The 24,062-nt window shown below is 70.3% G+C and carries 22 protein-coding genes; 4 read left to right on the forward strand and 18 right to left on the reverse strand.

The window, feature by feature from the left end:
• Positions 1 to 224: 224 nt before the first annotated feature.
• The 11 genes from ACP4E5_RS17175 to ACP4E5_RS17225 all read right to left on the reverse strand — a co-directional run bounded on the left by ACP4E5_RS17175 (position 225) and on the right by ACP4E5_RS17225 (position 10,060).
• Entirely contained in the window at positions 225 to 1,487 is a 1,263-nt protein-coding gene (locus ACP4E5_RS17175) for a site-specific integrase (RefSeq protein ID WP_425829609.1), read from the reverse strand.
• A gap of 87 nt (positions 1,488 to 1,574) precedes the next feature.
• Positions 1,575 to 1,820, reverse strand: coding sequence for a helix-turn-helix domain-containing protein (locus tag ACP4E5_RS17180; protein ID WP_425829611.1), 246 nt, complete (start codon positions 1,818 to 1,820; stop codon positions 1,575 to 1,577).
• Positions 1,821 to 2,292: 472 nt separating this feature from the next.
• Positions 2,293 to 3,768: an ATP-binding protein gene (locus tag ACP4E5_RS17185; protein ID WP_425829613.1), complete on the reverse strand. Its 1,476-nt coding sequence runs from the start codon at positions 3,766 to 3,768 to the stop codon at positions 2,293 to 2,295.
• 2 nt (positions 3,769 to 3,770) lie between these two features.
• Positions 3,771 to 4,604: a bifunctional DNA primase/polymerase gene (locus ACP4E5_RS17190; protein WP_425829615.1), complete on the reverse strand. Its 834-nt coding sequence runs from the start codon at positions 4,602 to 4,604 to the stop codon at positions 3,771 to 3,773.
• Positions 4,601 to 5,326, reverse strand: a complete 726-nt coding sequence (locus ACP4E5_RS17195; RefSeq protein ID WP_425829617.1) for a DNA methylase — start codon at positions 5,324 to 5,326, stop codon at positions 4,601 to 4,603. The genes ACP4E5_RS17190 and ACP4E5_RS17195 overlap by 4 nt, the downstream gene beginning before the upstream one ends.
• An 84-nt stretch (positions 5,327 to 5,410) precedes the next feature.
• The gene (locus ACP4E5_RS17200; RefSeq protein ID WP_425829619.1) at positions 5,411 to 7,258 is read right to left on the reverse strand and encodes an ATP-binding protein; all 1,848 of its coding nucleotides are present in this window, start codon (positions 7,256 to 7,258) and stop codon (positions 5,411 to 5,413) included.
• A 298-nt stretch (positions 7,259 to 7,556) separates the two neighbouring features.
• Positions 7,557 to 7,922: a DUF6251 family protein gene (locus ACP4E5_RS17205; RefSeq protein WP_425829621.1), complete on the reverse strand. Its 366-nt coding sequence runs from the start codon at positions 7,920 to 7,922 to the stop codon at positions 7,557 to 7,559.
• Entirely contained in the window at positions 7,922 to 8,266 is a 345-nt protein-coding gene (locus ACP4E5_RS17210; protein ID WP_425829623.1) for an RRQRL motif-containing zinc-binding protein, read from the reverse strand. Before ACP4E5_RS17210 ends, ACP4E5_RS17205 begins: the two co-directional genes overlap by 1 nt.
• Entirely contained in the window at positions 8,266 to 9,276 is a 1,011-nt protein-coding gene (locus ACP4E5_RS17215) for a DUF2637 domain-containing protein (RefSeq protein WP_425829625.1), read from the reverse strand. Before ACP4E5_RS17215 ends, ACP4E5_RS17210 begins: the two co-directional genes overlap by 1 nt.
• Positions 9,273 to 9,800: a hypothetical protein gene (locus ACP4E5_RS17220; protein ID WP_425829627.1), complete on the reverse strand. Its 528-nt coding sequence runs from the start codon at positions 9,798 to 9,800 to the stop codon at positions 9,273 to 9,275. The genes ACP4E5_RS17215 and ACP4E5_RS17220 overlap by 4 nt, the downstream gene beginning before the upstream one ends.
• Positions 9,797 to 10,060 carry a DUF6284 family protein gene (locus ACP4E5_RS17225; RefSeq protein WP_425829629.1) on the reverse strand — a complete coding sequence of 88 codons (264 nt, stop codon included), beginning with the start codon at positions 10,058 to 10,060 and terminating at the stop codon, positions 9,797 to 9,799. The genes ACP4E5_RS17220 and ACP4E5_RS17225 overlap by 4 nt, the downstream gene beginning before the upstream one ends.
• A 484-nt stretch (positions 10,061 to 10,544) precedes the next feature.
• Here ACP4E5_RS17225 and ACP4E5_RS17230 point away from each other — a divergent pair, with 484 nt between their 5' ends.
• Positions 10,545 to 10,880, forward strand: coding sequence for a winged helix-turn-helix domain-containing protein (locus tag ACP4E5_RS17230; RefSeq protein WP_425829631.1), 336 nt, complete (start codon positions 10,545 to 10,547; stop codon positions 10,878 to 10,880).
• A gap of 158 nt (positions 10,881 to 11,038) precedes the next feature.
• The gene (locus ACP4E5_RS17235; protein ID WP_425829633.1) at positions 11,039 to 12,286 is read left to right on the forward strand and encodes an NsdA family TPR-like regulatory protein; all 1,248 of its coding nucleotides are present in this window, start codon (positions 11,039 to 11,041) and stop codon (positions 12,284 to 12,286) included.
• A 197-nt stretch (positions 12,287 to 12,483) separates the two neighbouring features.
• Here the strand turns inward: ACP4E5_RS17235 and ACP4E5_RS17240 are convergent, their stop codons facing one another.
• The 5 genes from ACP4E5_RS17240 to ACP4E5_RS17260 all read right to left on the reverse strand — a co-directional run bounded on the left by ACP4E5_RS17240 (position 12,484) and on the right by ACP4E5_RS17260 (position 18,156).
• Entirely contained in the window at positions 12,484 to 13,740 is a 1,257-nt protein-coding gene (locus ACP4E5_RS17240) for a styrene monooxygenase/indole monooxygenase family protein (protein WP_425829635.1), read from the reverse strand.
• Between the two features lie 85 nt (positions 13,741 to 13,825).
• Positions 13,826 to 14,416, reverse strand: a complete 591-nt coding sequence (locus ACP4E5_RS17245) for a GTP-binding protein (protein ID WP_425841415.1) — start codon at positions 14,414 to 14,416, stop codon at positions 13,826 to 13,828.
• A gap of 19 nt (positions 14,417 to 14,435) precedes the next feature.
• The gene (locus ACP4E5_RS17250; protein WP_425829637.1) at positions 14,436 to 14,894 is read right to left on the reverse strand and encodes a DUF742 domain-containing protein; all 459 of its coding nucleotides are present in this window, start codon (positions 14,892 to 14,894) and stop codon (positions 14,436 to 14,438) included.
• The gene (locus ACP4E5_RS17255; protein WP_425829639.1) at positions 14,891 to 15,358 is read right to left on the reverse strand and encodes a roadblock/LC7 domain-containing protein; all 468 of its coding nucleotides are present in this window, start codon (positions 15,356 to 15,358) and stop codon (positions 14,891 to 14,893) included. The genes ACP4E5_RS17250 and ACP4E5_RS17255 overlap by 4 nt, the downstream gene beginning before the upstream one ends.
• A 35-nt stretch (positions 15,359 to 15,393) precedes the next feature.
• A complete protein-coding gene (locus ACP4E5_RS17260; RefSeq protein ID WP_425829641.1) occupies positions 15,394 to 18,156 on the reverse strand; it encodes a sensor histidine kinase in 2,763 nt (920 codons plus the stop codon).
• 388 nt (positions 18,157 to 18,544) lie between these two features.
• On the opposite strand from ACP4E5_RS17260, the gene ACP4E5_RS17265 reads away from it, so the two are divergent.
• Positions 18,545 to 19,336, forward strand: coding sequence for a protein phosphatase 2C domain-containing protein (locus tag ACP4E5_RS17265; protein WP_425829643.1), 792 nt, complete (start codon positions 18,545 to 18,547; stop codon positions 19,334 to 19,336).
• Between the two features lie 68 nt (positions 19,337 to 19,404).
• Here ACP4E5_RS17265 and ACP4E5_RS17270 read toward each other — a convergent pair whose 3' ends face one another.
• The gene (locus ACP4E5_RS17270) at positions 19,405 to 19,905 is read right to left on the reverse strand and encodes a MarR family winged helix-turn-helix transcriptional regulator (protein WP_425841418.1); all 501 of its coding nucleotides are present in this window, start codon (positions 19,903 to 19,905) and stop codon (positions 19,405 to 19,407) included.
• A 251-nt stretch (positions 19,906 to 20,156) separates the two neighbouring features.
• Here ACP4E5_RS17270 and ACP4E5_RS17275 point away from each other — a divergent pair, with 251 nt between their 5' ends.
• Positions 20,157 to 20,996 (forward strand): lysozyme, encoded by an 840-nt coding sequence (locus ACP4E5_RS17275; RefSeq protein ID WP_425829645.1) that lies wholly within the window; start codon positions 20,157 to 20,159, stop codon positions 20,994 to 20,996.
• A 73-nt stretch (positions 20,997 to 21,069) separates the two neighbouring features.
• Here ACP4E5_RS17275 and ACP4E5_RS17280 read toward each other — a convergent pair whose 3' ends face one another.
• On the reverse strand, positions 21,070 to 23,841 hold the full coding sequence (locus tag ACP4E5_RS17280; protein WP_425829647.1) for a M4 family metallopeptidase: 2,772 nt from the start codon (positions 23,839 to 23,841) through the stop codon (positions 21,070 to 21,072).
• Positions 23,842 to 24,062: the final 221 nt, after the last annotated feature.

Raw genomic sequence — 24,062 nt, forward strand, 5'->3', positions numbered from 1 at the left:
CCCCGAGGCCGCAACGCCGTCGTCCCGACACGCGGCACCGGGGGCCGGATCGCCCGAGGCGCGGGCCCGCCACCCGCGGAGCGGTTACGCGCCCGTGAGCGAGTTGAGGTACGCCGCCGTCTTCTCCGGCTCGGAGAAGCAAGCTCACGGCCTGACAGGCTTCCTACCAGGGGTTTCGCCCCAACTGGTGGGCCCGTCAGGGGCCGTGGGCCGTCTGTGGGCCGTCAGAGCGATCGTTGTGCCCTGTCGTAGACGGTCGCGATAGCTGTCCGCGTACGCTCCTGGCTGCTCGGCATGAGGTGGGCGTAGATCCTCAGCGTCAGGGCCGCGTTGCTGTGCCCAAGGTACTCGCTGACTGCCTTGATGCTCTCCCCCGCGTCCAGAAGTGCGGACGCGTAGAAGTGCCTGAGCGCGTGCATGCCGTGCTCCCGAGCTGCCGCGTACGCGTCACCCTTCGTCTCCGGCTCGGGGATGACTCCGGCCGCGACGAGGGCGGGCTTCCATGCCTCCTCGTTCAGGGTCGTGCGCCATACGTGGTTGCCACGGGGCGCCGTGAAGACGATTCGGCGGGTCACCGGCGGCCCGTCAGCCTTCCGCCACGGCAAGGTGATCTCAACCGGCGGGAACCGCTTCATGTGGGCCCGGAGCGCATCGGCCACCGGCCCCGGTAGCGGTACGTCCCGCGTCTTGCCGCCCTTCGGGAGGGCGAACACGGGCTTACTCTCGCTGAGCTTGAGCTGCTGAACCACGTGGAGCGTGTCCGACTCGAAGTCGAGCGCGTCCACGGCGATGCCCATGATCTCCCCTTGCCGCATGCCGCACCCTGCGCCCAGGTCGACCATCGCCTGGTACCGCTCCGGCAGCGCATCCCGCACGGCGAACACGCGCTCGTCCGTCCACGGCACGATGCGCTTCGAGTCAACCGCCGGCGGCTTCACCGAGCGGGCCGAAATGGGGTTGCGGCTCAGGTAGCCGTCGTCAACGGCCGCGTTCAGTGCGGACCGCACGTTGGCGTAGATGATCCGGCCGTACGAGCCGGGCACGCTCGTTTCGAGCACGGCCACCCACTCACGGATGTGCTCCGGCTTGAACGACCCGAGCGGGCGGGACCCGATGTGCGGGTAGGCGTGCAGCCCGAGTTGGGACCGCATGGACTCCAGGGTGTTGGGGTCCGATCCGAGCGTGCTCAGCCACTTCTCCGTGTACTGCTGAAAGGTCTTCTTGGCCGCGCGCGGGTCGACGTACTGCCCGCTGCTCATGTCAGTCTCGATGCTGCTTAGCCACTTCTCGGCACGGCGCTTCTGGCCGTCGGGGAAGCTCTTTGACTTCTCGGTCCCGTCGGGACCGATGTAGCGGGCCCGGTAGCGCATGCCCTTGCCGTAGCGGTCGGACCTTACGCGGCAAGGCTTGCCGTCACTGCCGAGGACGGGGTTCCCGTCGTCGTCGGTGTCGGTCTTGAACCAGCGGTCTTGGATGTGGCCTGCCATGTGGCGCGGTCCCTTCTCGACAGCGCTCAGGGAGGGCCACGGAGTGGCCCTCCCTGAGGGGTGGAACAGTGGAGTTCGACTGCGAAGTCAGGCGGCGTCGGCGTCCACGCGCCGCAGCTCGGTGACGTAGGTCTGCACGTCGGCAGGGTCGTAACGCAGGTGTTTGCCGATGCGGAAGCCGGGCGGGCCGGAGCGCTTCTTGCGCCACTGGTAGACGGTTTCGAGGGGGACGCCGAAGATCTCGGCGATGTCGTCGGGGGTGAGGTACCGGTCGGGGAGGCCGCCGCGCAGGGTGGCGCGGGGGTCAGGTTGAGCGGAACGGGGTCGGCTCATGGCGTCCTCGGGAGTTGAGTCGCGGTGCATGTGGGTTGGCGGCGTGTGTGTCCGAGGTTGGGATTTCTGCGTCATCGCGTCACGTCTGTCATGCGTGGACCCTGACCTGCGGTTTTGGCGTGACGCAGGGGCGTGACGGCGCGTCATCGGTGACACAGGGGCCCTGTTACGGGATGACGCGGGTGACGCACGATGACGCAGCGATCTGCGGTCTGCGTCACCCCGAAACAGCAGGTCAGAACCGTTCCCGGCCCTGTCGTGACGGGGGTGACGCAGGGTCTCTTTCCTTCGGACAAAGAGGGGGTGTCTGTTGGTAGTGCGCGGCTCTCACGAGCGAAAAGCGAAGGGCGTAGAAGGAGCCGCTTCGCGGCACGTCCTCGGGCGGCGGCAAGCCGCCGAACAGCAAGAAGAGCACTCTGCGCGGCGCCGGGTGCTCTTCTTGCTTGTTCAGGGGCGGCCCTATCGCCGCAGGTCAGAACGCCCGCTGCTGCTCGCTCAGCAGCTCGACCGGCGGGCGACTCATCTCGATGTAGCGGGCCGAACTGGTGCGGCCCCAATCGATGAACACGCCCCGCGCGGCGAGGGTCGGCTGTAGCCGCTTGAGACGGTCGGAGAGCACCTTGCCGGTGGTCGGCCACCCCTTGGGCATCGGACGGCAGTCCTCGCCGCTGTAGAGCACGCTGAGGGTCGCCAGCCACTCGGCCGACGGCATCCGCTGATCGCGCCCCGGCTCGATGGTGGCAGCGTGCTGAAGGACGGTCTGCGCCAGCAGGTCACCTTCGATCACGTCGTCGTTGAGGTCGTCCAGGCTGCGCCGGTAGGCGCTCAGCGCCCCGAACCCGGTGGCCTCATCGAGCTGCGCGCACAGGTGCGCGAAGTCCGCCATGCGCAGGTCCGTGGGGATCTCGGCCTGCGCGGCGCGGACCTTGACCGTGAGGTCGAGCAGCGAGCCGAGCACGATCGGTAGGGCTTCCTCGTACTCCGCCCACAGTTCCGCCTCGGTCCTGCGCACCTTGGGCCGCTCCAGACGTAGCGGCAGCAGCCGTTCGGCGAGGTCCGGGCGGATGACGCCCACGTCGATGCCGGTCATCAGCAGCGGGCGCCGGTAGCGGGCCCGCACCACGTCCCCGTCGGTGTACAGCGCCCGCTTGACGGTCTCGGCCCCGGTGACGATGCAGCACATCGCGTCGGAAAGGTCCGGGGAGAGGTAGGAGAGGTTGTCGAGCGCGGTGACCCATCCGGCCGCGACAGCCGCCGTCAGGTTCTCCTCGTCCTTTGGGGCGCGGCGCAGGTCGCCGCTCATGCCCTCGATGATGCGCACGAGCATCCGCCCGCCGGTCGACTTGCCCGCGCCCTGCGGCCCGGTCAGGAACGGCGCCGGCACGGGCACGGACGGGCCGAGGCAGCCGATCAGCCACGCGATGGCCAGGGCCTCGGTCTCCGCGTTGGCGAAGTTGCACAGCCGCAGCAGCAGATCGATGCCCTTGCCGTCCGTGTCCTTCACAGGGAGCGGCAGTTCGCCAGTGAGCTGGGTGCGCCGCCAGCACACCTCGGCCGGGTCGGGCGTGAGGATGTCCCATCCGGCGGGGTGGATGCGGATCGACTTGCCGTCGTTGCGCCCGAGGTCGAGCCAGGTCGCGCCGTCGAATCCGGGCGCGACGCGGATGTGCACTTGCTGTACTTCCTGCTTCATCGCGAGTGCTTCGATCAAGTCCAACGCCTCCTTGAGGGCGGTGCCGTTGAAGACGCCACGCCCGTCGTTGAACAGCCCGACCATGAGTTCCTGGCGGTGGCTGCCCGAGGTTCCCTGAGAGCGGATGGGGCGGGCGACGGGGTGGCCGTTCTTCTGCGCGTAGACGGTGCCGTCGGCGGTGCGGAAGTAGCGGAAGTGGGCCTGTGCGTAGTCGGCGATGACCTCGCGGGCCGGGGTCTTGTCCTCGTCGCTCATGCTCACAGTCCCAACTTCGTACGGGCGTTGGTCCACGCTTCGGTGCAGTGGCGGGCCGTCTCGCCCTTGGTCTGCGCGGCCGTGAACAGGCGCGCGATGTGGTCCTCGGTGAGGCAGCCGCACCGGCCGTGCGTGGACAGCACCGCCAGGAACGTGCAGTAGACGGTCGCGTGCACGGCGCTACGGGCCTCGGCGATGCGCTGCTCGGCCATCGCGATACCGCGCTCCAGGAACGCGGGCGTGCGATGGCGGCAAGGCCCGGCGCCGGCGGGCATCGCGACGGTGCACGCCTCGGGCCGGACCGTAGCGGGAGCCTTGTCGGCGAGGGCGCGTACGACGTCGGGCAGGGGCGCGAGGGCGCCGGTGCCCGTGCCGAGCCATCGGGCGTAGGACATCGTGGACTTGAGGTCCACGCCGTCACGGACCGCGTTCACGGAGCGCATGACGCCCTGGTAGATCCAGTGCTCACCGCGCGTCGTGCCCACGGTCCGGGTTGGCGGCAGGGTCTCGCGGGCCCAGGCCACGGCGTCGGCGTCGTCGAGGTCGACGACGGTGAGCCCGGCCCCACCGGGGTGGTAGGCGACCGCAGCCGCCCGCCCCCACGCGCGCCGCCACAGACGCGAGCCGATGACGTCCGTGTCGGTCGTGGCGGCGGCCCATGCGTGGCACGGTGCCGGGCAGTGGCACGGCCCGGCGGTCCTCATGTTCGGCCGGCCGCCGCACGCGTTCTTGGCGCAGGTCCGGCAGTTGCCGAACGGGACCTTGCCTACCCGCAGCGGCAGTACAGGGACCCCGGCTTCGGCGAGGTCCAAGGCGATGGTGTGCAGCTCGTTCACGCCGCCACCCCCAGCGCGGCCGTGGTGAAGAAAGCGCGGCCGATGTGCTCGCTGTAGGCGGGCGGGATGGCCTCGGTCAGCTCCTCGCGCACATTCGTCCACGTGATGCCGAGCGCTTCCTGAAGCTCCGAGACGCTCGGCTTGCCGCCGCCGTTGCCGTACGCGGCCACGTACGGGCCGTCGTAGAACTTGCCGTGCCGGTAGCCGCGAACCCGGCCCCGGTGCGGGACGTGCGCCAGCTGCTCGATGGACCAGCCGCCCAACTCGAAGTTGCGGTGCCGGATCACCCCGAGCCCGAACATCTCGCCGCACAGCGTGAGGTCTTTGCGAATCTCCGCACGGCCGTTGGGCTGCTCGATCACGTACGGAAGACCCGTCCGGTCGAGCAGTTCACGGGTGGGTGCCACGAGATCGACGTGGGTGCCGCCCCAGCCCTGGGACTGGTTCGTGCCCACGGTCAGAGCGCACTTGTCCTGGCACGGCGGGGAGGCGTGCACGGCCGCATACCGCTCGATCTCGCCCGTGGTGATCAGGTGGGCGAGGTATTCGAGCGCATCGCCCCGGTGGTACGTGAACGGGTAGTTGGGCCGGTCGGCGATGTCGCATCCGTGCACGCAGAATCCGGCGCGGGCGTAGCCCGTGGCGGCGCCGCCGGAACAGGAGAAGAGATCCAGCAGTAACGGCCGGTGGCCGTCTCGCCGGATGTCGGTGGGTTGGGTCATGCTGGAGTCCTCCACAGGTTGGTGGATTGGCGGCGGCCCCGGTTCTTGGCGGAAGGGGGCCGCCGCCGTCGTGCGTGGGAACGGTCAGGCTGCTCGCTGGCCGGGCAGGAGTCGGCCGTCGGCGGTGCGGTGCAAGGCCCCGCTGGCGGTGAGGGCCTTGATTTCGCGGGAGACGGTGCCCTTGTTGAGGCCGGTCGCGTCGGCCACGGCCTTGGCCGTGCGGGCGCCCGCCTGCACGGCGTCCAGCACCTTGTCCCGGTTGGTCGCCGCACCGGCCGGTGCGGCGGCGATGTCCTTGACCAGGCGCAGTGGCGTGCGCGGCGCCGATTCCTCGGTGGCCTGCTCGGGGCTCCAGATCGACTTGGGCAGGGCGCGGACGCCCGTGTCGTCGAGGGTCCAGGTCCGCAGCATGCGCGGCCCGTAGCCCTTGAGGTAGCCGTGGCCCCGGTACTCGCGGCCGTCGGGGATCTGGTGGGGCGCGTAGTGCGCGCAGTCGTCGAGCGCGACCTGCGCCTGAGTTGTACCGGCCACCCGCAGCGAGAACCGGGTGAGCAGGTTGGGCGCGATCAGCTTGTGCACGCCGGGCGCGGACCCGTCGGTGAGCGGGTACTGCGTGGCCCACCACAACACGACACCGCGCGAGCGGCCGAGCGAGGACAGTTCGATCAGCCGCTGAAGCCGGTCCCTGTCCCGCGCGATCGCCGCGAGAACGACCTGCCCTTCGTCGATGGGGACGGTGAGCTGTCGGCCGTCCCACACGCTGATGCCGCGCTTTTTCATGTCGTGCTTGCGGCGGGTCATCTCCGCGTGCGCGTCGTCGATGGCTGCCGCGATCTCGTCGGCTTCCACGGCGACGCGGCAGACCGACTCCCAGATGTTGGCCTCTTCGCCCTTGCCGTCGATCAGCAGCAGGTCGCCGCGCAGGTGGGCGGTGGCCATGAGCGGGCGGAACGACCAGGACTTGCCGGTGCCGGACGCGCCGGAGACCAACAGCCGCTCGTCGAACGGGACCAGGACCTCATCCCCGGTCTCGGTGTCCAGACCCAGGCTCATCACCATCGGGTCGTCGGGGATGCGCTCCGGGGTCCACAGCGAGGAGACGCCCGCGGCTGCCGAACGCGTCGCCAGCGACAGCACGGCCCAGCCACCGCGCGAGGCGGACGTGATCCGTATCCGCAGCGCGGTGCGGGCCCCGAGCAGCGCCCGCACCGAGTCGGCCTTGTCCGCGAGCGTCTTGACCGTCCACGTGCCGTCCAGGCGGACCTCACAGCGGATGCCGCCCGGCTCGATGGCCGGGGGCGTGGTGACCGTCCCGGACAGGCCCCGGTCCTCCGCGTGCTCGACCCAGTACGACGGGTCGAGACGCTCCATGAGCTGCCGCTCTTCCAGCGACAGCGACTCATCCACCGGCACCCGCAGGGTGCGCCGGCCGAGCGCGAGCCCGGCCACGTTCGCGCCGATCAGCAGCGCCGACGTGGTGGCCGGCCACACGGTCAGATGCGAGGTGGACATGAGCGCGGACGCGAGGACGCTCGGCACGGCGTGCGCCGAATGCGCCTGGATCGCGCGGGCCTTGAGCGTGCTCGGGTAGTTCACCCGCGCGGCCTTGAGCTTGGCGTTGGTGTCGCGCTCGTGCCGCGCGGCTGCCTTGCTCGCGACCCGCGCGGCGCGCCGCGCGGCCGAGAACGGATTGCGGGTCGCGGCCCGCGCCGTGTGGTGCTGCGACTTGGCCGTGGACAGCGTGGAACGCGCAGCGTTGTGCTCCTTCTGCGCGGCCATCAGCGTCTTCAAGTGCTCAGGCGTGCGCAGCTTGTTGCGCCGGTCCGCCTCCTGATCCCAGCGCGCCGCGAAGGGAGCGCACACCGGGGAGAGCGAATCCAGCGCGCCGTTGGTGGTGTTGGTCGTGGTCGTCCATGCCTTCTTCCAGTCCACGAGAGTCCTCCAAGACCGTGGATGAGGGCCGTCGGCCCGAGCGAGTTGCAGGCAGCGGCGCCGTCGGTTGCGCCGACGGCACCGGTTGAACCCCCGCAACCGCATCTGACCTGCGACGTTGCAGAGTTGAGCAAGGGGGAGGGGTGGGGCCCTACGCGCCCGCGCGCGAGGGACAGTCGAAAAGCGGGCCGTGCAACCCCCTCGCGGGCCCCTGAAAGGCCGTTCATGGGGCCGGGGGTTTCCCACCCCGCGCGAGGGGGTTCGAGCGCTCTACGGGCCGTTTAGGGGCGCGAGTTGCTCAATGGCCCCGGCGGCTCTTCTTGCCGCCTGTCTTGCCGCTGTCGGACACGGCGCGGACCACGGTGACCACGGCCCACCCGAGGAGGAGCGTGATGAACGCGAGCATCGCGAGGTTCGCGGCGATGGCGGTCAGGACGCCGACGAGCAGCGGGCCGAAGTAGACACCGGCCGCGACCGTCCCGGCCCCGATGCCGGAGCCGAGCGCGATGCGCTGCACCGTGCGGTCCGGGGGCGCCTGGTGGATGTGGACCACCTGCGGACCCGCCTGCTGTTGCACCGCCAGGGAGGCGGGGTCGGCGTAGGTGTGGGTGCCGTCGGGGAGCTGAACGACCGTCAACGGCCGCTGTGCGGGGAGGTTTTCCATCACGCAGCCTCCAGGCCGGTGGTGTCGGGAAAGGCACAGGTGGAGCACATGCCGAGCGTCGGCGGGATGACGTAACCGGCATCGCGCTCGCACTCGGGGCAGGTGCGGCGGGCGGCGTTGGCCTTGGCCAGGGCCGCCCACCGGGCCGGAGTCATCGGACGGACCGGTTTCGCGGCGTCGATGCGGTAGAGGTAGGCGACCAGCGGGCCCCGCCGCCGGCGGGGCCGTTCCACCTGCGCGGCCACCTCCTGCCCGCCGGGCCGCAGTCCGAGGGCACGAAGCTGGCGATAGGTCGCGAAGCCGTCCGGGGCCAGGCGCCACGGGTAGGTAGGCAGGGCGGCCATCAGTTGCTCGCGATGGCGAGTTCAACGCGGCGGCCCGCGTCGGGCTCGCGGTGCTCGGCGTAGCGGGAGGACACCCACCCGACCGACCAGCCGCACAGCTCGGCCGCCTGCCGCACCGACAGCCCGGTGCTGCTCGCGGCGGCCACGATCCGGCGCGCCTCGTCCTCGGGCAGCTTGCTCGAAGCCGGGCCGCGATCGAGTAGTGCGGCGCGTTCACGGGCCGCCTGCTCGTCGCGTTCACGGCGTTCACGCTCGGCCGCCGCAGCGCGCTCGCGCTGTTCCGCTTGGGCCCGCTCGCGGGCCTGCTGTTCACGGCGCAGCCGCTCTTGTTCACGCTGTTCACGCTCGCGTTCACGGCGTTCACGGGCCTCCCGCTCGGCAGCCTCGGCCCGCTCGCGGGCTTCGCGCTCCTCGCGCCGCTGACGCTCCTCCCGCTCCGTCTGTTCACGGAGCAGGTGGGCTTCGTGCTCGCGCTGTTCACGCGCCAGGGCGGCGGCGTGCTCGCGCTCCTCGCGGGCCTCGGCACGGGCCCGCTCGGCACGCTCGCGGGCCGCCTGCTCGCGCTGCTCGCGCTCGGCCGTCTGCTCAGCCTTGAGGGCTGCTTGGGCGGCGGCCAGGGCCCGCCGGTAGGCGAGGCTGGTCTCCGCCGTGACGATGAGCAGCAGCGGCGCCACCGAGTGGACAGCCACCCCGACCAGGTCTTTCTTCAGCGCGGAGTCCGCGATGTTGAGCGCCCAGGTCATGAGGCCGGTCATCCAGCGCAGGGCGATGGGCCACTTACCGCCGTGCCCACCGAGACGGGCCAGGACGTCATCGAGCTTGACCACGATGACGACAGCGGCGTCCACGACGAGCGGCAGGATCGGCGCTGTCCAGGCCCACTCAGGGGCGGTGTGCTTGGCCATGAGCGGGGTGACGGTGAGGATCGAGTAGAGCATCGCGCCGCACACGATCAACCACGTGCCGCCCGACAGTGCGCGCTCGGCTGAACGCGTCTGAACACTGTTCACGCCGCACCCCCGACCGGTTCAGCCACCGGCTCCAGCGAGCCACGGAAGCCCTGCGAAGCGGCGTCGTAGATGAACGCCGCGAGCAGCCATTCCGCATCCGCCCAAAACCGATGAACAGGACCCCACTTGTCGGCCGGAGCGTGGTGGGTGGCGGTGTCGGCGTACGCGTCCTCACGGCTGCCGTAGACCATCACCGGAGTGCCGTAGTGCAGGAGCACGAACACCTGCCGGGCCGCCTTGCACGCCTCGGCCAGTTCCTCGCGCAGGCGCCGCAGCTCGTTGCCCTTGAGCAGAAGCTCTTGCTGCGCGGCGGCCAGCTCGGCCACGGCGCCGGTGAACATCGCGCCGACTTCGTTCTTGCTCTCCTCGGCACGCTTGGCGCGGCCGGTGGCGGCGGCCAGCTCGTCCGCGTGCCGGGCCGTCGCCTTGTTCGCGGCATCGCTCGTCTCGCGGGCCCGCTCGAACGCGGCGTGCGTGTCGGCTTCGAGCCGAGCGAGGTGCTTGCGGGTGACGATGCGGATCATGCGACACCGCCCGTCTGCACGGCGGTGCCGTTGAGCTGGTCGCGGTGGGCGGCGAGCACGCGCCGGCGGGCCCGGCGGATGCGCCGCTCGTCCAGCTCGCACGGGGTGCGGTCGATGGTGATGATCTGCGCGTCCAGCAGCTCCACCTCCGCGCGGATGACGGGCATCTCGGCCTCGATGGCGTCCAGCTCGGCGTTCGTCGGCTCCATGAACGGAGCGAATGCGGTAACAGCGTCCTGAACAGTGACGATGTGTTCCATGGGTCGTGGTCTCCCTAGCGGTGGGCAACGGCCCGAACAGCGGCCCCGGTGTTCGAGCACCGGGGCCGCGCGCCGTTGAAGTCGGTAGATCCGGCTCCCCTCGGCGCCGCTCGTACGAGACGAGCGACGGAGGCAACCGGCCGCCGCAGAGAGCGCGGCGGAAGTTGAGGTGATGCGGTGTCTCCTTCGCGGGTGCCGCGCCCGTATCAGGTAGCGCGGCATGACCACGTGGTAGGCGTGTGGAGACGTGACCTTGCGGTCTAAGCCATCCGGTCAATGACAAGGCGCCGGTACACCTCGGCCCGATCTATCCCGGGCCCCTTGGCGCCGAATCCGGAGACTCAGCGCCCATTCGTGCAGGTCAAACCACTGCCACCCCGTTTTCCGGGCGACCGCTTACTGACTAGCTTGCACTAGTCTGCTGTGGTGCACAACCTTCGTGCGGTGATGCGCTCTAGTTCGCTGTGGTGGGTAGGCTCAGAGCATGACTGTCACAGGAGGGCCCAAGCCCAAAGCGGTGCAGGTCGCGGACGCCCTGCGCGAAGACATCAAGAGAATGAAGCCGGGGGAGAAAATCCCGTCGCAACGCGAACTGATGGACCGCTTCGGGTACGCGAGCCAGACCATCCAGAACGGGCTAGCCGCACTCCGAGCCGAAGGGTTGATCGTGTCGGCCGGCAACCTCGGCAACTTCGTCAGCGACGGTTCCTCACCCGATAGCGACGTTCGCGACGACATCAAGGAAATCCGCTCCCAGCTCCAGACGTTGACTGAAAGGCTCGAAGCGCTCGAAACCCGCTCCGTGCCGGGTGGTGCTTGATCGGAAACCAGAATGCCGATCACGGAGGGTGTGATGTAAGTGACAGCCTGGGGGCAGCCGCACTGTCCAGGGGACATGTCCAGTGACACCCCCCTGTCCCCTTCCCTGTCCCCCCTGCTCGCGGGAGACACTCGGACTAGGCACTCAGAGGAGGGCGCATGACCGACGACAGGCCTGCATGGGCACGGCGCATCGCTGCGGAGCGAGCGGCGCGCGACTGGTCGCAGCGAGATGCGGTCCGAGCCCTACGGGCGCACGCGCCCACGGAGCTGCCCGCAGAGGACAGCATGATTCGCCAGTGGAAGCGCTGGGAGTCAGGCACGGCGCCGAATGACTTCTACCAACCGATCATCGCGGAACTCTTTGGCACGGTGACACACGCGCTGTTCCCGGCGCCGTCACGGCGTGACGGTGAGAAAGAGATCCTTGCGGCAAGCGGCATGGAGACGCTGGAGATCGTCAGTCGCCTCAACAGGTCCGACGTCGACAGTGCGACCCTCGATGCTCTGCGGATCACGACAGATCGGCTGTGCTCGGAGTACCCCTTCATGCCCAGTGCTCAGCTCCTCATTGAGGGGCGGCAGTGGTTGCGGCGGGTCGTCGAACTCCACAACAAGAGCCTCACTCTTTCCCAGCATCGCGAGGTGCTCGCGCTGTCCGGTTGGCTGGCGCTCCTCGTCGGCTGTGTCGAATACGACTCCGGAGAGCGGCATGCGGCGGAGTCGACCCGCCAGGCAGCACTCTCGCTTGCGTCCGAAGCAGATCATGCAGAGGTGGCCGGGTGGGCTCATGAGATGCGGGCATGGTTCGCTCTCACCACTGGTGACTATCGAGGCGTGATCGCGGCAGCGCGGGCCGGCGCGGAGGTGGCGCCGAATCACAGCGTGGCAGTGCAACTCGCGGGTCAGGAAGCCAAGGCGTGGGCGCGTCTCGGCGATCGCCGACAGGTCGAGGTCGCCTTGGACAAGGGACGCCGACTGCTCGAAGGTATGCCGCACCCTGACAACCTCGACAACCACTTCGTGGTGGACCCCGCCAAGTTCGATTTCTACTCGATGGACTGCTATCGGCTGGTCGGAGAGGACAAGATCGCGCGAACGCTCGCGGAAGAAGTCCTGAGGGCCGGAACAGATTTCGACGGTACTGAGCGCAGCCCTATGCGCAATTCGGAGGCCAGGATCACGCTCGGCGTCACGGCCGCTCGCGAAGGCGACCTGGAGCAGGCCCTGATGATGGGCGAACGCGCTCTCCAAGGCGATCGCCAATCGGTCCCCTCGCTCATCATGACCAGTCGCGAACTCGCTGCCGAGATGAGGAGTCGATACAGCTCCGAGCCTGCCGCTCAGGAGTACTTGGGGCACCTGCGCGCGCTCGGGCAAGAGAAGCCGGGCTTTCTTCCGCAGTAGCGCCCAGCCACGGCTTCCTGCACATCAGTGGGCCGGGTGACCAGCGAGAGGCCTGTCGGATATCCGGCAGGCCTCTGCTCTGTAGAGAGGGCGGCTGAATGACCTTCTCGCTCGGGCCGTCACTGGGCCGTCCGAGGGTGGCCCAGGTCGACCAACAACGACCAACAACGACAGCCGCGCCGCTGGTCAGAAGCTCGTCACGCGCCCGTCAGCGAACCCAAGTACGCCGCCGTCTTCTCCGGCTCGTAGAAGAAGTTCTCGAAGTCGGACGGGTCGTTGAACCCGTTGGCGAACCGGTCGGCGGCCGGCTGGAGCTGACCGGCCGCACCGATCAGATTGAGGACGTGCTCCGGCGGCGCCTGAAGCATCGTGTTCGTCCACTTCGTGACGTGCTGCGCCGTCTCCCAGTACCGGTCGAACGCCGACTGCATCCACTCCTCGTCGAACGGCTTGTCACCGTGCTCGACGATGGCGGCGAGGTACGACGCGGCGCACTTGGAGGCCGAGTTGGAGCCCTGCCCCGTGATCGGGTCGTTCGCCACGACCACGTCCGCGACGCCGAGCACCGCCCCGCCGCCGGGCAGCCGGCCGATCGGGTTGCGGACGGTCGGGGCGTAGCGGCCGGCCAACGTACCGTTCGCATCGGTCAGTTCGACCTTCGTGGCGCGCGCGTACTCCCACGGCGTGAACTTCTCCATCAGCTCCAGCGTCAGCGCCAGGTGCTCGGAGGGGTCCTTCACGCCCTTGAACGCGTCCAGCGGGCCACCGGGGATGCCCTCCCAGAAGAGGATGTCCGCGCGGCCCGACGTGGTGAGCGTGGGCATCACGAAGAGCTCGCCGACGCCGGGCACCAGGTTGCAGCGCACCGCGTCGAAGTCCGGGTGCTCGGGGCGGACGCCCATCCCGTGGACGTAGGCGACCGCGAGGGCCCGCTGCGGCTCGGCGTACGGGGACCGCGACGCGTCCCGGCCGAACATCGAGACCAGTTCGCCCTTGCCCGCCGAGACCAGCACCAGGTCGTACGTGCGGGAGAAGTAGTCGAGGTCGGAGACGGCCGCGCCGTGGATGACGAGCTGCCCGCCGCGCTGCGCGAACGTCTCCATCCAGCCGGCCATCTTCACGCGCTGGTCGACGGACTGCGCGTAGCCGTCGAGCCTGCCCACCCAGTCGATGGCGCGCTGGGTGGGGCCCGGGTCGTGCGAGCCCGGCGCGGCCACCGAGACGCCGAGGCCCTCGATGCGCGGGGCCTGCGACTCCCAGAAGTTGAGCTGGAGGTCGCGCTCGTGCTGGAGCGCCGTGTGGAACATGCACTGCGTCGACATGACCCGCCCGGAACGGATCTCGTCGGCGGTGCGGTTGGACATCAGGGTGACCTCGTACCCCTGGGTCTGCAGGCCGAGGGCGAGCTGGAGGCCGGACTGGCCGGCTCCCACGACGAGTATCTTCCGCGACATATGAGACTGCCTTAACTGCCGTAACTAATGTATGGGGGGCGGGCTTGGCGACTGTAATCGACCCAGGTGACCCGGGACCGCGGCACTATTCGGGAGTGGCGTCCAGCGCGTGGCCGACCAGCGCCAGGAGCGTCTCGACCGCCGCGATGCGGCGCCGCGCGTCCATGATCAGCACCGGTACGTGCGGCGGCACGGTGAGCGCCTCCCGTACGTCGTCGGGCGCGAACTCCTCCGTGCCGTCGAAGTGGTTGACGGCCACGACGTAGGGAAGTCCGCAGCTCTCGAAGTAGTCGAGCGCCGGGAAGCAGTCCTTCAGGCGGCGGGTGTCGGCGAGCACGACCGCGCCGATCGCGCCGCGCACCAGGTCGTCCCACATGAACCAGAACCGCTGCTGGCCGGGCGTGCCGAACAGGTACAGGACCAGGTCGTCGTCGAGCGTGATGCGGCCGAAGTCCATCGCGACCGTGGTCGTGTTCTTGCCGGGCGTCGCGGTGAGGTCGTCGGTCTCCTCGCTCGCCTGCGTCATCAGCGCCTCGGTCTCGAGGGGCTGGATCTCGGACACGGCCGACACCAGGGTCGTCTTGCCGACGCCGAAGCCGCCCGCCACGATGATCTTCGTGGCGACGGGGGCCCTGGTCCTGTCGGTCTGCCAGGCCTGCAACTGCTCTTCTTCCATGGGCAGTTCGCCGAGCAGTTCAGAGGCGGCGGAGTCCACTCAACACCCTTTCGAGGAGTGCCCGGTCCGGCTGTCCGGGGCCGTGGCCTGTTCCGTATACACGGATCTTTCCCTGGTCGGCGAGGTCGCTGAGCAGCACACGCACCACGCCGAGCGGCATCTTGAGCAGCGCGGAGATCTCCGCGACCGTCCGCATGCGGCGGCACAGCGCGACGATGGCGTGCATCTCCGGCATGATGCCTGCGAGCCCGCCCTTGCCCAGCTCCGGGCGCTCGTCGGGCCCCTCGATCGCCGCGGTGCTGGCGATGAACGTCTCCACGAGCAGCACATGGCCGAAGCGGGTGCGGCCGCCGGTCAGCGAGTAGGGGCGCACGCGGGCGGGCCTGCGATCGCCACCGCGTACGGGAAGCCTGCTCGAGCCGAACGTCCTGCTCGTACCGTTCGTACCGTGTGCACTGCCTGAGGTGCCGGGGGTCATCGGGTGGCCTCCATCGACTGGCGCAGCTCGCTGCGGAGTTCGGGCGTCAGGACGTGCCCGGCACGCCCGACGAAGAGCGCCATGTGGTACGCGATGACGCCCATGTCGCAGTCGGCGGAGGCGTGCACACCGAGCAGGGAGCCGTCGCTGATCGACATGACGAAGAGGCTTCCCTCCTCCATGGCGACCATCGTCTGCTTGATGCCTCCGCCGTCCATCAGCTTGGCCGCTCCGATGGTCAGCGAACCGAGCCCGGCCACGATGGCCGCCAGGTCGGCGCTCGACCCTTTGGGGCCTGTGCTCGGGTCGGTCGCCGGGGCCGCGTCGTGCCGGCCCGGGTCGGAGGAGAGCAGGAGCAGCCCGTCGGACGAGACGACCGCGACGGACTGCAGCCCTGGCACCTCCCCGACCAGGTCGGTGAGCAGCCAGTGCAGATTGCGTGCCTCGCTACTGAGACCGTTCATTCCCTTGAGTCCGTTGAGTGCAGGGGTGGGCGCAGTCAACTGCTTGCCTCCTCAGCTGTGTCCCCCTCGGCTTCACTTCTACGTCCAGGGTTGTCGGCGAACTCCGCCGTCACGTCACGGCGGCCCGCGGTGGCCCCGCGGTGGAACCCGCCGAGCTTGCGGCGCAGCGCCTCCGCGTCCACGGAGCCGGTGCGCGGCTTCGGGGCGGGGGCGGGGGCGGCCGCCTTCGGGGTGCGCTTGGGCAGGCCCTTGGCGGTGACGCGCTCGGCCGGTTCGGGCCGCTGCTCGGGCTGCCGGTCGAGCCGCTGGTCAAGCTGCTCGGGGTGACCGGCGGGCCCGTCCTGCTCGTCCCGCGGTGCGCGCGGGTGCGGCACCTCGGCGACGGATCGGGGCTCCGGAGCCGGGGCCGGCTCGGGCCGCGGTTCGGGCTCGGGCTCGGGCTCGGGCTCGGGCGGGACCGGAGTACTCAGCTCCATGGTCGTTTCCGCGGGGGTCTCCGCGGGCTGCTCGACCGAATCGCGTACGGCCTGTTCGGCCGCCTCGATCAGCGGGTCGCCGTACGCCGGAAGCTGGTGCTCCGGCTCCGTACGCCCGTACAGCTCATTGGAGTTGGCCTCCGCCTCGGAGCCCGCGAGGCGGACCGCGGGCGCGGCGCCGGGCACCAGGACGGCGGGCGGCACCGAGGCCGCGGGCGCGGCGGCGAAGAGCGAGGCGGGCAGCACGGCGACGGCCGCCACCCCGCCCTGCTTCTGCTCGCGCAGCCGGACGCGCACGCCGTGGCGCACGGCGAGGCGCGCGACGACGTAGAGGCCGAGCCCGAACCCGTCGACGTCCTCGGGGTCGTGCGCCTCCTCGGCGGTGAAGGAGGAGAGCCGGGTGTTCAGCTCGCGCATCCGCTCGTCGGTCATCCCTATGCCCTCGTCCTGGACGGAGAGCATGACCGAGCCGCTCTCCAGGAGCCAGCCGGAGACCTCGACGGAGGCGTCCGGCGGCGAGAACGACGTGGCGTTCTCCAGGAGTTCGGCGATGAGGTGGCTGAGGTCGTCGGCGGCGAATCCGGCGATGTGCGCGTGCGGCGGCAGCGCGGCGATGCGCACCCGCTCGTAGCGCTCGATCTCGGAGACGGCGGCGCGCACCATGTCGACGAGCGCCACCGAACCGCCGTGCTGCGGACCGCGCTCGGTGCCCGCGAGGACGAGGAGGTTCTCGCTGTGCCGCCGCATGACGGTGGCGGAGTGGTCGAGCTTGTAGAGCGTGGCGAGCCGTTCCGGGTCCTGCTCGCGCTCCTCCAGGCCCTCGATGACGCCGAGTTGGCGCTCGACGAGCCCGAGGGTGCGCAGCGCGAGGTTGACGAACGTGCCGTGGATCGAGTGCTTGACCCGGTCCAGCTTGCGGGCGGTGTCCGCGAGTTCGGCCCGCAGCCGGTCCCGGTCGTCGGCCATCCGCTGGCGCTCGCCGACGAGGTGCTTGCGGTCGGACTCCAGGGTGCCGATGCGCCCGTGCAGCCCGACGGCGTGCGCGTGCAGGGCGTTGATCGAGTCGACGACCTGGGCGAACTCGTCGTTGCGGCCGGTGAACTTGACCGGGTCCTCGGCCGCGGGGTCGCCCGCGACGCGCGCGGAGCCGATGCGCAGCGCGGCGAGCGGCCGGGTCAGCGAGCGGGCCGTCGCCATGGCCACGCCGACGGCGGCGAGCAGGCAGACGCCGACGAGCGCGATCCTGATCTCGAGCGCCGTGACGTCGTCGTCGCGCAGCTGCTCCAGGCGCTTGACCCGCTGGTCCCCGAGCGCGGCCTCGGCGCCCCGCATGAGGTCGATGCGGGCGGTGAGGGCGTCCTCGACGCTCTTCGGGTTGTACTGGAGCTCGGCCGCGCTGAGCGTCGGGGCGTCGGCGAGGTGCTTCAGATACGTCTCGGCGCGCGTGACGTCCGGGCCCGTGACGGTGGAGTCGTAGGCGGTGACCGCGGCGTTCGTCCCCGAGTCGTGGAAGTCGTCGAGCGCGGCCTGCTCGCGCACCCTGGCCCGCTGGCCCTCGGCGCTGAGCGCGTCGCGCTGGCCGCGGGCGGCGGAGGACTCGCCGACGACGGCCTTGCGCAGGCCGGTCGCCGGGTCGATCTGCGTCGTCGTGCTGCGGGGCACGGCGAGCGCGGCGAGCAGCAGGCCGCGCGCGGCGGACGCCTGCTCGACGGCGCGGTCCAGGTCCGCGAGGGCGTACGCGCCCGAACCCGCGCGCACGGGTATCCGCTCGGCCAGATCCTCTGCGCGCGCGTGCAGTTCGCCGATGGAGCGCGAGTACGCGGTGTACGCCTCCAGGGCGGAGCCCTTGCCGGTGAGGGCGGAGCGGCGCACGGCGGAGACCTCGTCGAGCGTGCGGCGCAGCGCGGCGGGCGCGTCCACGCGCAGCTCGTCGACCTGGCGGTCGACGCGGGCCCCGCGCTCCTCGCTCAGTCCCTCGCCCTTGGAGCGACCGCCCGCGATGAACCGGGTGACCTCGTCCCGCTCGTCCGCGAGCGCGTGCGAGAGGGCGAGCGAGCTCTGCGTCTGCTGCGCCTCGTCGACCAGGTCCTGTGATTCGCTCACGCGGTCGGAGGCGCCGACGATCACCGGCGCCCCGGCGCCGACGACGGCAGCGGCGACCACGGCCACCGCCACGATCAGCCGGCTGCGGACCCGGGCGCGCTTGCCCCGGCCCGAACCCGTGCGGCTCACCTCGGGTGCCTGACCCGGTGCGACATCACCCGACACACCCGGCCCACTGGCCCCATTACCGTCGGAGGTGTTCCCCACTGATGCTCGCATTCCTGACTCGTCCTACCCATGGGTCCGGTGACGCAGCGTCAACATTCATGACCCTCCTGGCCTGGCCCCTGACCCTTCCAGTGCCGGTGGGCAGGGGGCGCCCATCACCTCGCCCGCCACCCGAAGGAGTGAACATCGAGCGGGAGTTGGGGAGCAAGTTCCCTTGCCGCGATCACCCTCTGTCAACCGCGCGCGGGTTGGACGTCTTCGGCGGCCTTTGGCAAGATGCCCCGCCACACCTCCGACGGAAGCGATCATTCCGCGCAAACCCGGCGCTCAGAAGCTTCTTCGGCCCGCCGCCTTTTCTGCACAGAATCCCTACGGATCGGCTCGTCCCAACTCGCGGCGCACCACCGCTCCGTGAGGGCGCCTCATGCAGACTGACCGCATGCGCATCGAACTGACCACCGAGCCGGGCGCCGCCGAGCGACCGAACGAGGACTACGTATCGGTGGCCGCACCGGCCGCCGGGCACGGTGGATCGCTCGTCGTCCTCGACGGGGTCACTCCCCCGGCCACCGACGCCGGCTGCCTGCATTCCGTCCCGTGGTTCACCGCCCGCCTCGGCGGAGCGCTGGCCGAACTGTCCGTTTCGCGGCGGGATATGAGCCTCGCCGAGGCGCTCGGCGCGGCGATCGCCCGGACCGCCGACGCCCACCGGGACACCTGTGACCTTTCTCACCCGCGCACTCCGCAGGCGACCGTCGTGCTCGCCCGCTGGGACGCGGAGCGGGTGGAGCATCTGGTGCTCTCCGACTCGGCGTTGCTCGTCGAGGCCCCCGACGGCACGGTCACACCGCTGCTCGACGACCGCCTCGACCGGGTCCCGCGCGCCCACCTCGTCTCGAACGAGGTGGCCGACGCCACGGTGCGTAACAAGGAGGGCGGCTTCTTCACGGCCGCAGCGGACCCGTCGGTGGCGCGGCGCGCGGTGACCGGCACGCTCCCCCGCGGCGAGGTGCGGGCGCTCGCCGCGATGACGGACGGCGTGACGCGCTGGGTGGAGAAGTTCCGCGAGGGCGACTGGGCGGATCTGTTCACCCTCGTGCGCAAGGAGGGCGCGGAGGCGGTGGTGTCCCGGGTCCGAGCGCTGGAGGACGCGGACGCGGAGACCCGCACGTATCTGCGCCGCAGCAAGACCCATGACGACGCGACGCTGGCGTACGTGGAGCTCCCATAAGCCCCGCCGGCGATTGAGGCGCGGGGTCCGGGGCAGAGCCCCGAGGCCTGAGCGCCGGTGCGGCAGAACTATTCGGCGCCGGCGTTCAACTGGTGCAGCAGCCGCGCCAGTTCCGCCACCTCGCGCCGGTCCCACCCGTCCAGCTGCCGCACGTACCGCATGCGCCGCGCGTTGCGGACCCGCCCGAAGTGCTCGCGCCCGTACTCGGTGAGCGAGACGAGCCACGCCCGGCCGTCGACGGGGTCCGGCTCGCGGTCGACGAAGCCGAGCTCCTCCAGGGCCCGCAGCTGGCGGCTCATCGTCGCCTTGCCGACGCCGATGTACCCGGCGAGCTCGGTGGCCCGCTGGGCGCCGCACTCCTCCAGGCGGACCAGCAGCCCGTACGCCGCCGACTCCAGGTCCGGGTGGACCTCGCGGGCCATCTCGTCGGACGAGGCCCGGGCCCGGCGCAGGAAGACGGTCAACTCGCGCTCCAGGGCCAGGAACTCGCCGTCCACAGCCGTCGCCGCGGCGCCGGGTCGCGGTTCGGTCTCCGCGCTCCGCCGCCCGCCGTTTCCGTCTTCGCCCACGTCAGCACCCATGGCCAGATTTTCCCCTACTTTCCGGAGCTTCCCGAATCGCCAAGTTTTCGCCCATCACGGTCATCACCGTGGTTCCACCAGTATTTCGCAGGAGTAGACCAACGGCACACACCGCCCCCTCTTCCCACCCCTGGGTCTACATGCGTAGAGTTTTTTCACTGCCCATTCGCGGCATGTACACACCATCGAGCGCACCGGCGCCACCGCACGTCACCCCACGTCGTTCTCGGAGGCCGCTCATGCCCGTGCACAGACCTGCCCCGACCCGCCGCAGACGCGGCACCCGCCTCGGAATCACCGGCGCCCTGCTCTCGGCCCTCTCCCTCCTCCTCGCGCTGCCCGGCGCGGCGCAGGCCGCCGACCCGCCCGCGCGCGGCGAGGCCCACATGGGCATGGGGGTAGCCGCGCACGACGGCGTCGGCTCCCTGCCGCCCGGCGGCGGCGCCACCGCCGTACAGACCGAAGGCGTCGACGTATCCAGCCACCAGGGCAACGTGGCCTGGTCGACGCTCTGGAACAGCGGCGTGCGCTGGGCCTACACCAAGGCCACGGAAGGCACGTACTACACGAACCCGTACTTCGCGCAGCAGTACAACGGCTCGTACAACGTGGGCATGGTCCGCGGCGCGTACCACTTCGCGACCCCGGACACCACGGGCGGCGCCACTCAGGCGAACTACTTCGTGGACCACGGAGGCGGCTGGTCCAAGGACGGCAAGACGCTGCCGGGCGCGCTCGACATCGAGTGGAACCCGTACGGCGCCGCCTGCTACGGCAAGACGCAGAGCGCCATGGTGACGTGGATCCGGGACTTCCTGAACCAGTACAAGGCCCGCACGGGACGCGACGCCGTCATCTACACGGCGACCAGCTGGTGGACCCAGTGCACGGGCGACTACGGCGGTTTCGCGGCCGACAACCCGCTGTGGATCGCCCGTTACGCGAGCACGGTCGGGACGCTTCCCGCAGGCTGGGCGTACCAGACCATGTGGCAGTACACGTCGTCAGGACCGACGGTCGGTGACCACAACAAGTTCAACGGCGCGCTCGACCGCGTCGTGGCGCTCGCCAACGGCTGAGCCCGCGCGTGCGGGCGGCGGCCGGGCTCCCCCCTCCGGGAGTCCGGCCGCCGCCCCGTTCACATGCCGCCGGTCAGCACTTGCCTGCCGGCCGGTCGCGCTTCACGAGGTTCGTGTAGCCGGTCGTGCCGTCCAGCCACAGGACGCGCTTGCCGGTGTCGGCGGCCGCGTAGATCTGGTCGCCGCGGTTGCAGGAGACGCGCTGGGCGCCGCCCTTGCCGTCCGGCGTGACCTGGTAGAGCTTCGGCAGCGTCGCGTTGTCGTACGAGGCGGCCGGTGGCAGCGTCGTGACGGTGACCGCGTCGTCCGAGGCCGTCAGCGAGTAGGCGTACAGGGAGCCGGTGCCGGACTCCGGGGTGAGGGTGGTCGCGCCCGAGCCGTCGAGCGCGGCGCGCCTGACCGCGGCCTGTCCGGAGTCGGTGATGTCGTCGTCCTCGATCCAGGTGACGCCGTCGTCGGTGAGGGCGGTCTGGCCGATGCCGGCCGTCTTGTCCTTGTCGACGGGCATCAGCGTGGTCTTGCCGGTCGCGGTGTCCAGGACCTCGACGCCCAGCTTGTAGTTGTCGGGCTCGGCCCACATCTTCGCGTAGGCGATCTTGCCGTCGCGGACCGAGGGCAGCGCCGTGGAGACGGCGTAGCTGTCGTTGACCTGCTTGACCTCGCCGGTCTTGATGTTGAGGTACATGACGTGCTGCAGGCCGTAGTACGGGTCCGGGGCGGTGTAGGCGAGGATGTCGCCGTTCAGGACGATCCCGGAGATGTTGCTGGCGGTCCCGCCGACGACCTTGTCGACGCCGCCGCTGACCGGGCGCACGTGGAAGTGGACCGAGTCCGCGGCGAACTCGGCCCAGGCCACGTTCTTGCCGTCGGTGCTGGCGTAGACGTTGTAGTTGCCGTTGTTCCCGCTCAGCTGCTGCGGGGCGCCCGAGCCGCTGGTGCTGCCCGCCCACACCGAGTACGGCTCGCTGCCGTCCTCGTTGGAGCGGGAGACGGCGTACGTTCCGTTGCCCGCGGCGACGCCGGTTCCGGAGACGTTGACCTTGGGCAGCAGGGTGTCCGTGTCGACGCCGAGCTTCGTCTCCCAGCCGGGCACGATGCCGTGCTTGGCGAAGGCGTCCTGGACGGTCTTGACCTGGGCCTTCGTAGCGCCCAGCTCCTGGGCGGCGGCGATGACGGCGGCGCGGCCCTCGGTGAAGCCGTCGAGCGGCGTCATGTACGCGGTCAGGGCGCGGTAGACGATCTGGTCGGCGAGCTCACCGCCGAGGGCGTGGCGGACGTCCCACAACGCGCCGGAGAAGATCGGGGAGTTGAGGTGCACGCCGCCGCTGTCGGCGCGGTAGGAGACGCCGATGAAGTCCTTGGACGTCGTCATGTCGTTGTCCAGGTCCCGCAGGGCGCACTCGCGCGGGCCCTTGGTGGTGCAGAGGTCCTCGCCGAGCAGACCCGCGTCCGGGTCGTCCATCGACTGGCCGTTGGCCTCCAGGTCGATGGCGTTGCCGAAGTAGTCGGATATCGCCTCGTTGATCGCGCCGGACTGGCCCGCGTAGACGAGGTTCGCGGTGTGCTCGGTGACGCCGTGCGTCATCTCGTGGCCCACAACGTCGGTGTCGGCGGAGAAGGTGCGGTAGTCGCCGCCGCCCTGTCCGTACACCATCTTGGAACCGTCCCAGAAGGCGTTGTCGTACGGCTGGCCGTTGGCGGTGACGCCGACGAGCGAGTTGATGAACCCGTCCTTGTCGTCGAGCCCCTTACGGCCGAAGTGGTTCTTGTAGTACGCGTACACCTTGTTGGCGGCCCAATGGGCGTCCACGGCACCGGAGTTGGTGGCGTCGGCGCCGAACTCGGGGGTGGCTGACTTGAAGACGTCGATGCCGGTGGGCCAGACGCCGGAGGCGCGCGAGACGTCGACGCCACGGGCGTCGTAGGTCTTGAGCAGCGGCCCGCTGTACGGGGTGGCGGCGTCCCGGAACCCGTAGTCGAGCATTTGGTACGCGCCGTCGGCGCCCTGGTACAGGTTGAGGTCGGCCTTCTGGCCGTTGTAGCGGGTGCCGGAGCCCTTGACGACGAGCTGTGTGGCGGCGGCGGAGGTGTCGCCGGGGGCGGCGGCCGCCCCGTCCGTGTCACCGGTCGCGGTGTCCGTCGCGCCGAACGTCTTGATGGAGCTGTACTGCGTCAGCGGGAAACCGGAGTGCCCGTCGACGTACACCTCCTGCTTGACCGGCGTGCCGTCGGCCGGATTGGTGCCCGTGACGGTGATGTGCCGGGTGAGCACGCCGTCGCCCTGCGGCAGGATCGTCAGGCCGGTGGCCTTGCCGGTGAGCGGGGTCCTGTCGCGCTTCTCGCCCTTGGCCGGGGCGTGCAGCGGCGCCCCGCCGAGCTGCGAGCCGACGGCGGTGATCGCCCGGCGCACCGCGACCTTCTCGGAGACCTTCGGCGTGACGGTGTCGAGCTTCAGTTCCGTGAAGTACTTGCCGGAGGTGCCGGTGACGGTCCGCTTCCCGGACTTCTTCTCCATCCGGACCACGTACTGGCCGCCGAGCACCTCGACGCCCTTGTACTTCTGCTGGAGCCGAACGGTCTCCTTGCCGCCCTTGCCAGTCTCGGTGCCGAGGGACGTCAGATCCTTCGCCGAGGTGTCGGCGATGTGATAGCGCCCCCGCTCCGCCTTGAGGTGGCCGCGCGCCGCGTCGGCGGGGCTGTCCGTGGCGGAGACCGCCTCGTGCAGGCCGGTGACGAGGGCCGGGGTGTCCGTGTCGGCGGCGGGCGCCACCGGGTCGGCCTGAGCGGCATGGGCGGCCGGCAGACCGGCCACCACGAGCCCCGCGGCGGCGAGGAGCACCGCCACTCCCTGCCCGACGGCTGTGCCGGGGCTTCTGTCTCTACGTATGCGAGATGTACGTATACGTCCTGAGGTCCGCACGGTTCCCCTCCGGGGCCACTGATGCATGAACGGATGTCGGATGCGGCCATGCAAATACCGGAGCCCTCACGTGAACAATGCGTTCCAGGTGCTTACTTGTGGACGTGCACACTTGTGTGGCCTGCGGGTTCGGCGGAAAATCCCCT

This window comes from Streptomyces fractus, assembly GCF_049844455.1.
Classification (GTDB): domain Bacteria; phylum Actinomycetota; class Actinomycetes; order Streptomycetales; family Streptomycetaceae; genus Streptomyces; species Streptomyces fractus.

What these genes read in the sequence shown, in the direction of transcription:
- ACP4E5_RS17210 (WP_425829623.1), bottom strand. Translation starts at nt 8,266, where the DNA reads ATGGCCGCCCTGCCTACCTACCCGTGGCGCCTGGCCCCGGACGGCTTC.
- ACP4E5_RS17260 (WP_425829641.1), bottom strand. Translation starts at nt 18,156, where the DNA reads ATGCGAGCATCAGTGGGGAACACCTCCGACGGTAATGGGGCCAGTGGG.
- ACP4E5_RS17180 (WP_425829611.1), bottom strand. Translation starts at nt 1,820, where the DNA reads ATGAGCCGACCCCGTTCCGCTCAACCTGACCCCCGCGCCACCCTGCGC.
- ACP4E5_RS17225 (WP_425829629.1), bottom strand. Translation starts at nt 10,060, where the DNA reads ATGGAACACATCGTCACTGTTCAGGACGCTGTTACCGCATTCGCTCCG.
- ACP4E5_RS17250 (WP_425829637.1), bottom strand. Translation starts at nt 14,894, where the DNA reads ATGACCCCCGGCACCTCAGGCAGTGCACACGGTACGAACGGTACGAGC.
- ACP4E5_RS17185 (WP_425829613.1), bottom strand. Translation starts at nt 3,768, where the DNA reads ATGAGCGACGAGGACAAGACCCCGGCCCGCGAGGTCATCGCCGACTAC.
- ACP4E5_RS17245 (WP_425841415.1), bottom strand. Translation starts at nt 14,416, where the DNA reads ATGGAAGAAGAGCAGTTGCAGGCCTGGCAGACCGACAGGACCAGGGCC.
- ACP4E5_RS17205 (WP_425829621.1), bottom strand. Translation starts at nt 7,922, where the DNA reads ATGGAAAACCTCCCCGCACAGCGGCCGTTGACGGTCGTTCAGCTCCCC.
- ACP4E5_RS17265 (WP_425829643.1), top strand. Translation starts at nt 18,545, where the DNA reads ATGCGCATCGAACTGACCACCGAGCCGGGCGCCGCCGAGCGACCGAAC.
- ACP4E5_RS17195 (WP_425829617.1), bottom strand. Translation starts at nt 5,326, where the DNA reads ATGACCCAACCCACCGACATCCGGCGAGACGGCCACCGGCCGTTACTG.
- ACP4E5_RS17175 (WP_425829609.1), bottom strand. Translation starts at nt 1,487, where the DNA reads ATGGCAGGCCACATCCAAGACCGCTGGTTCAAGACCGACACCGACGAC.
- ACP4E5_RS17235 (WP_425829633.1), top strand. Translation starts at nt 11,039, where the DNA reads ATGACCGACGACAGGCCTGCATGGGCACGGCGCATCGCTGCGGAGCGA.
- ACP4E5_RS17230 (WP_425829631.1), top strand. Translation starts at nt 10,545, where the DNA reads ATGACTGTCACAGGAGGGCCCAAGCCCAAAGCGGTGCAGGTCGCGGAC.
- ACP4E5_RS17275 (WP_425829645.1), top strand. Translation starts at nt 20,157, where the DNA reads ATGCCCGTGCACAGACCTGCCCCGACCCGCCGCAGACGCGGCACCCGC.
- ACP4E5_RS17220 (WP_425829627.1), bottom strand. Translation starts at nt 9,800, where the DNA reads ATGATCCGCATCGTCACCCGCAAGCACCTCGCTCGGCTCGAAGCCGAC.
- ACP4E5_RS17240 (WP_425829635.1), bottom strand. Translation starts at nt 13,740, where the DNA reads ATGTCGCGGAAGATACTCGTCGTGGGAGCCGGCCAGTCCGGCCTCCAG.
- ACP4E5_RS17255 (WP_425829639.1), bottom strand. Translation starts at nt 15,358, where the DNA reads ATGAACGGTCTCAGTAGCGAGGCACGCAATCTGCACTGGCTGCTCACC.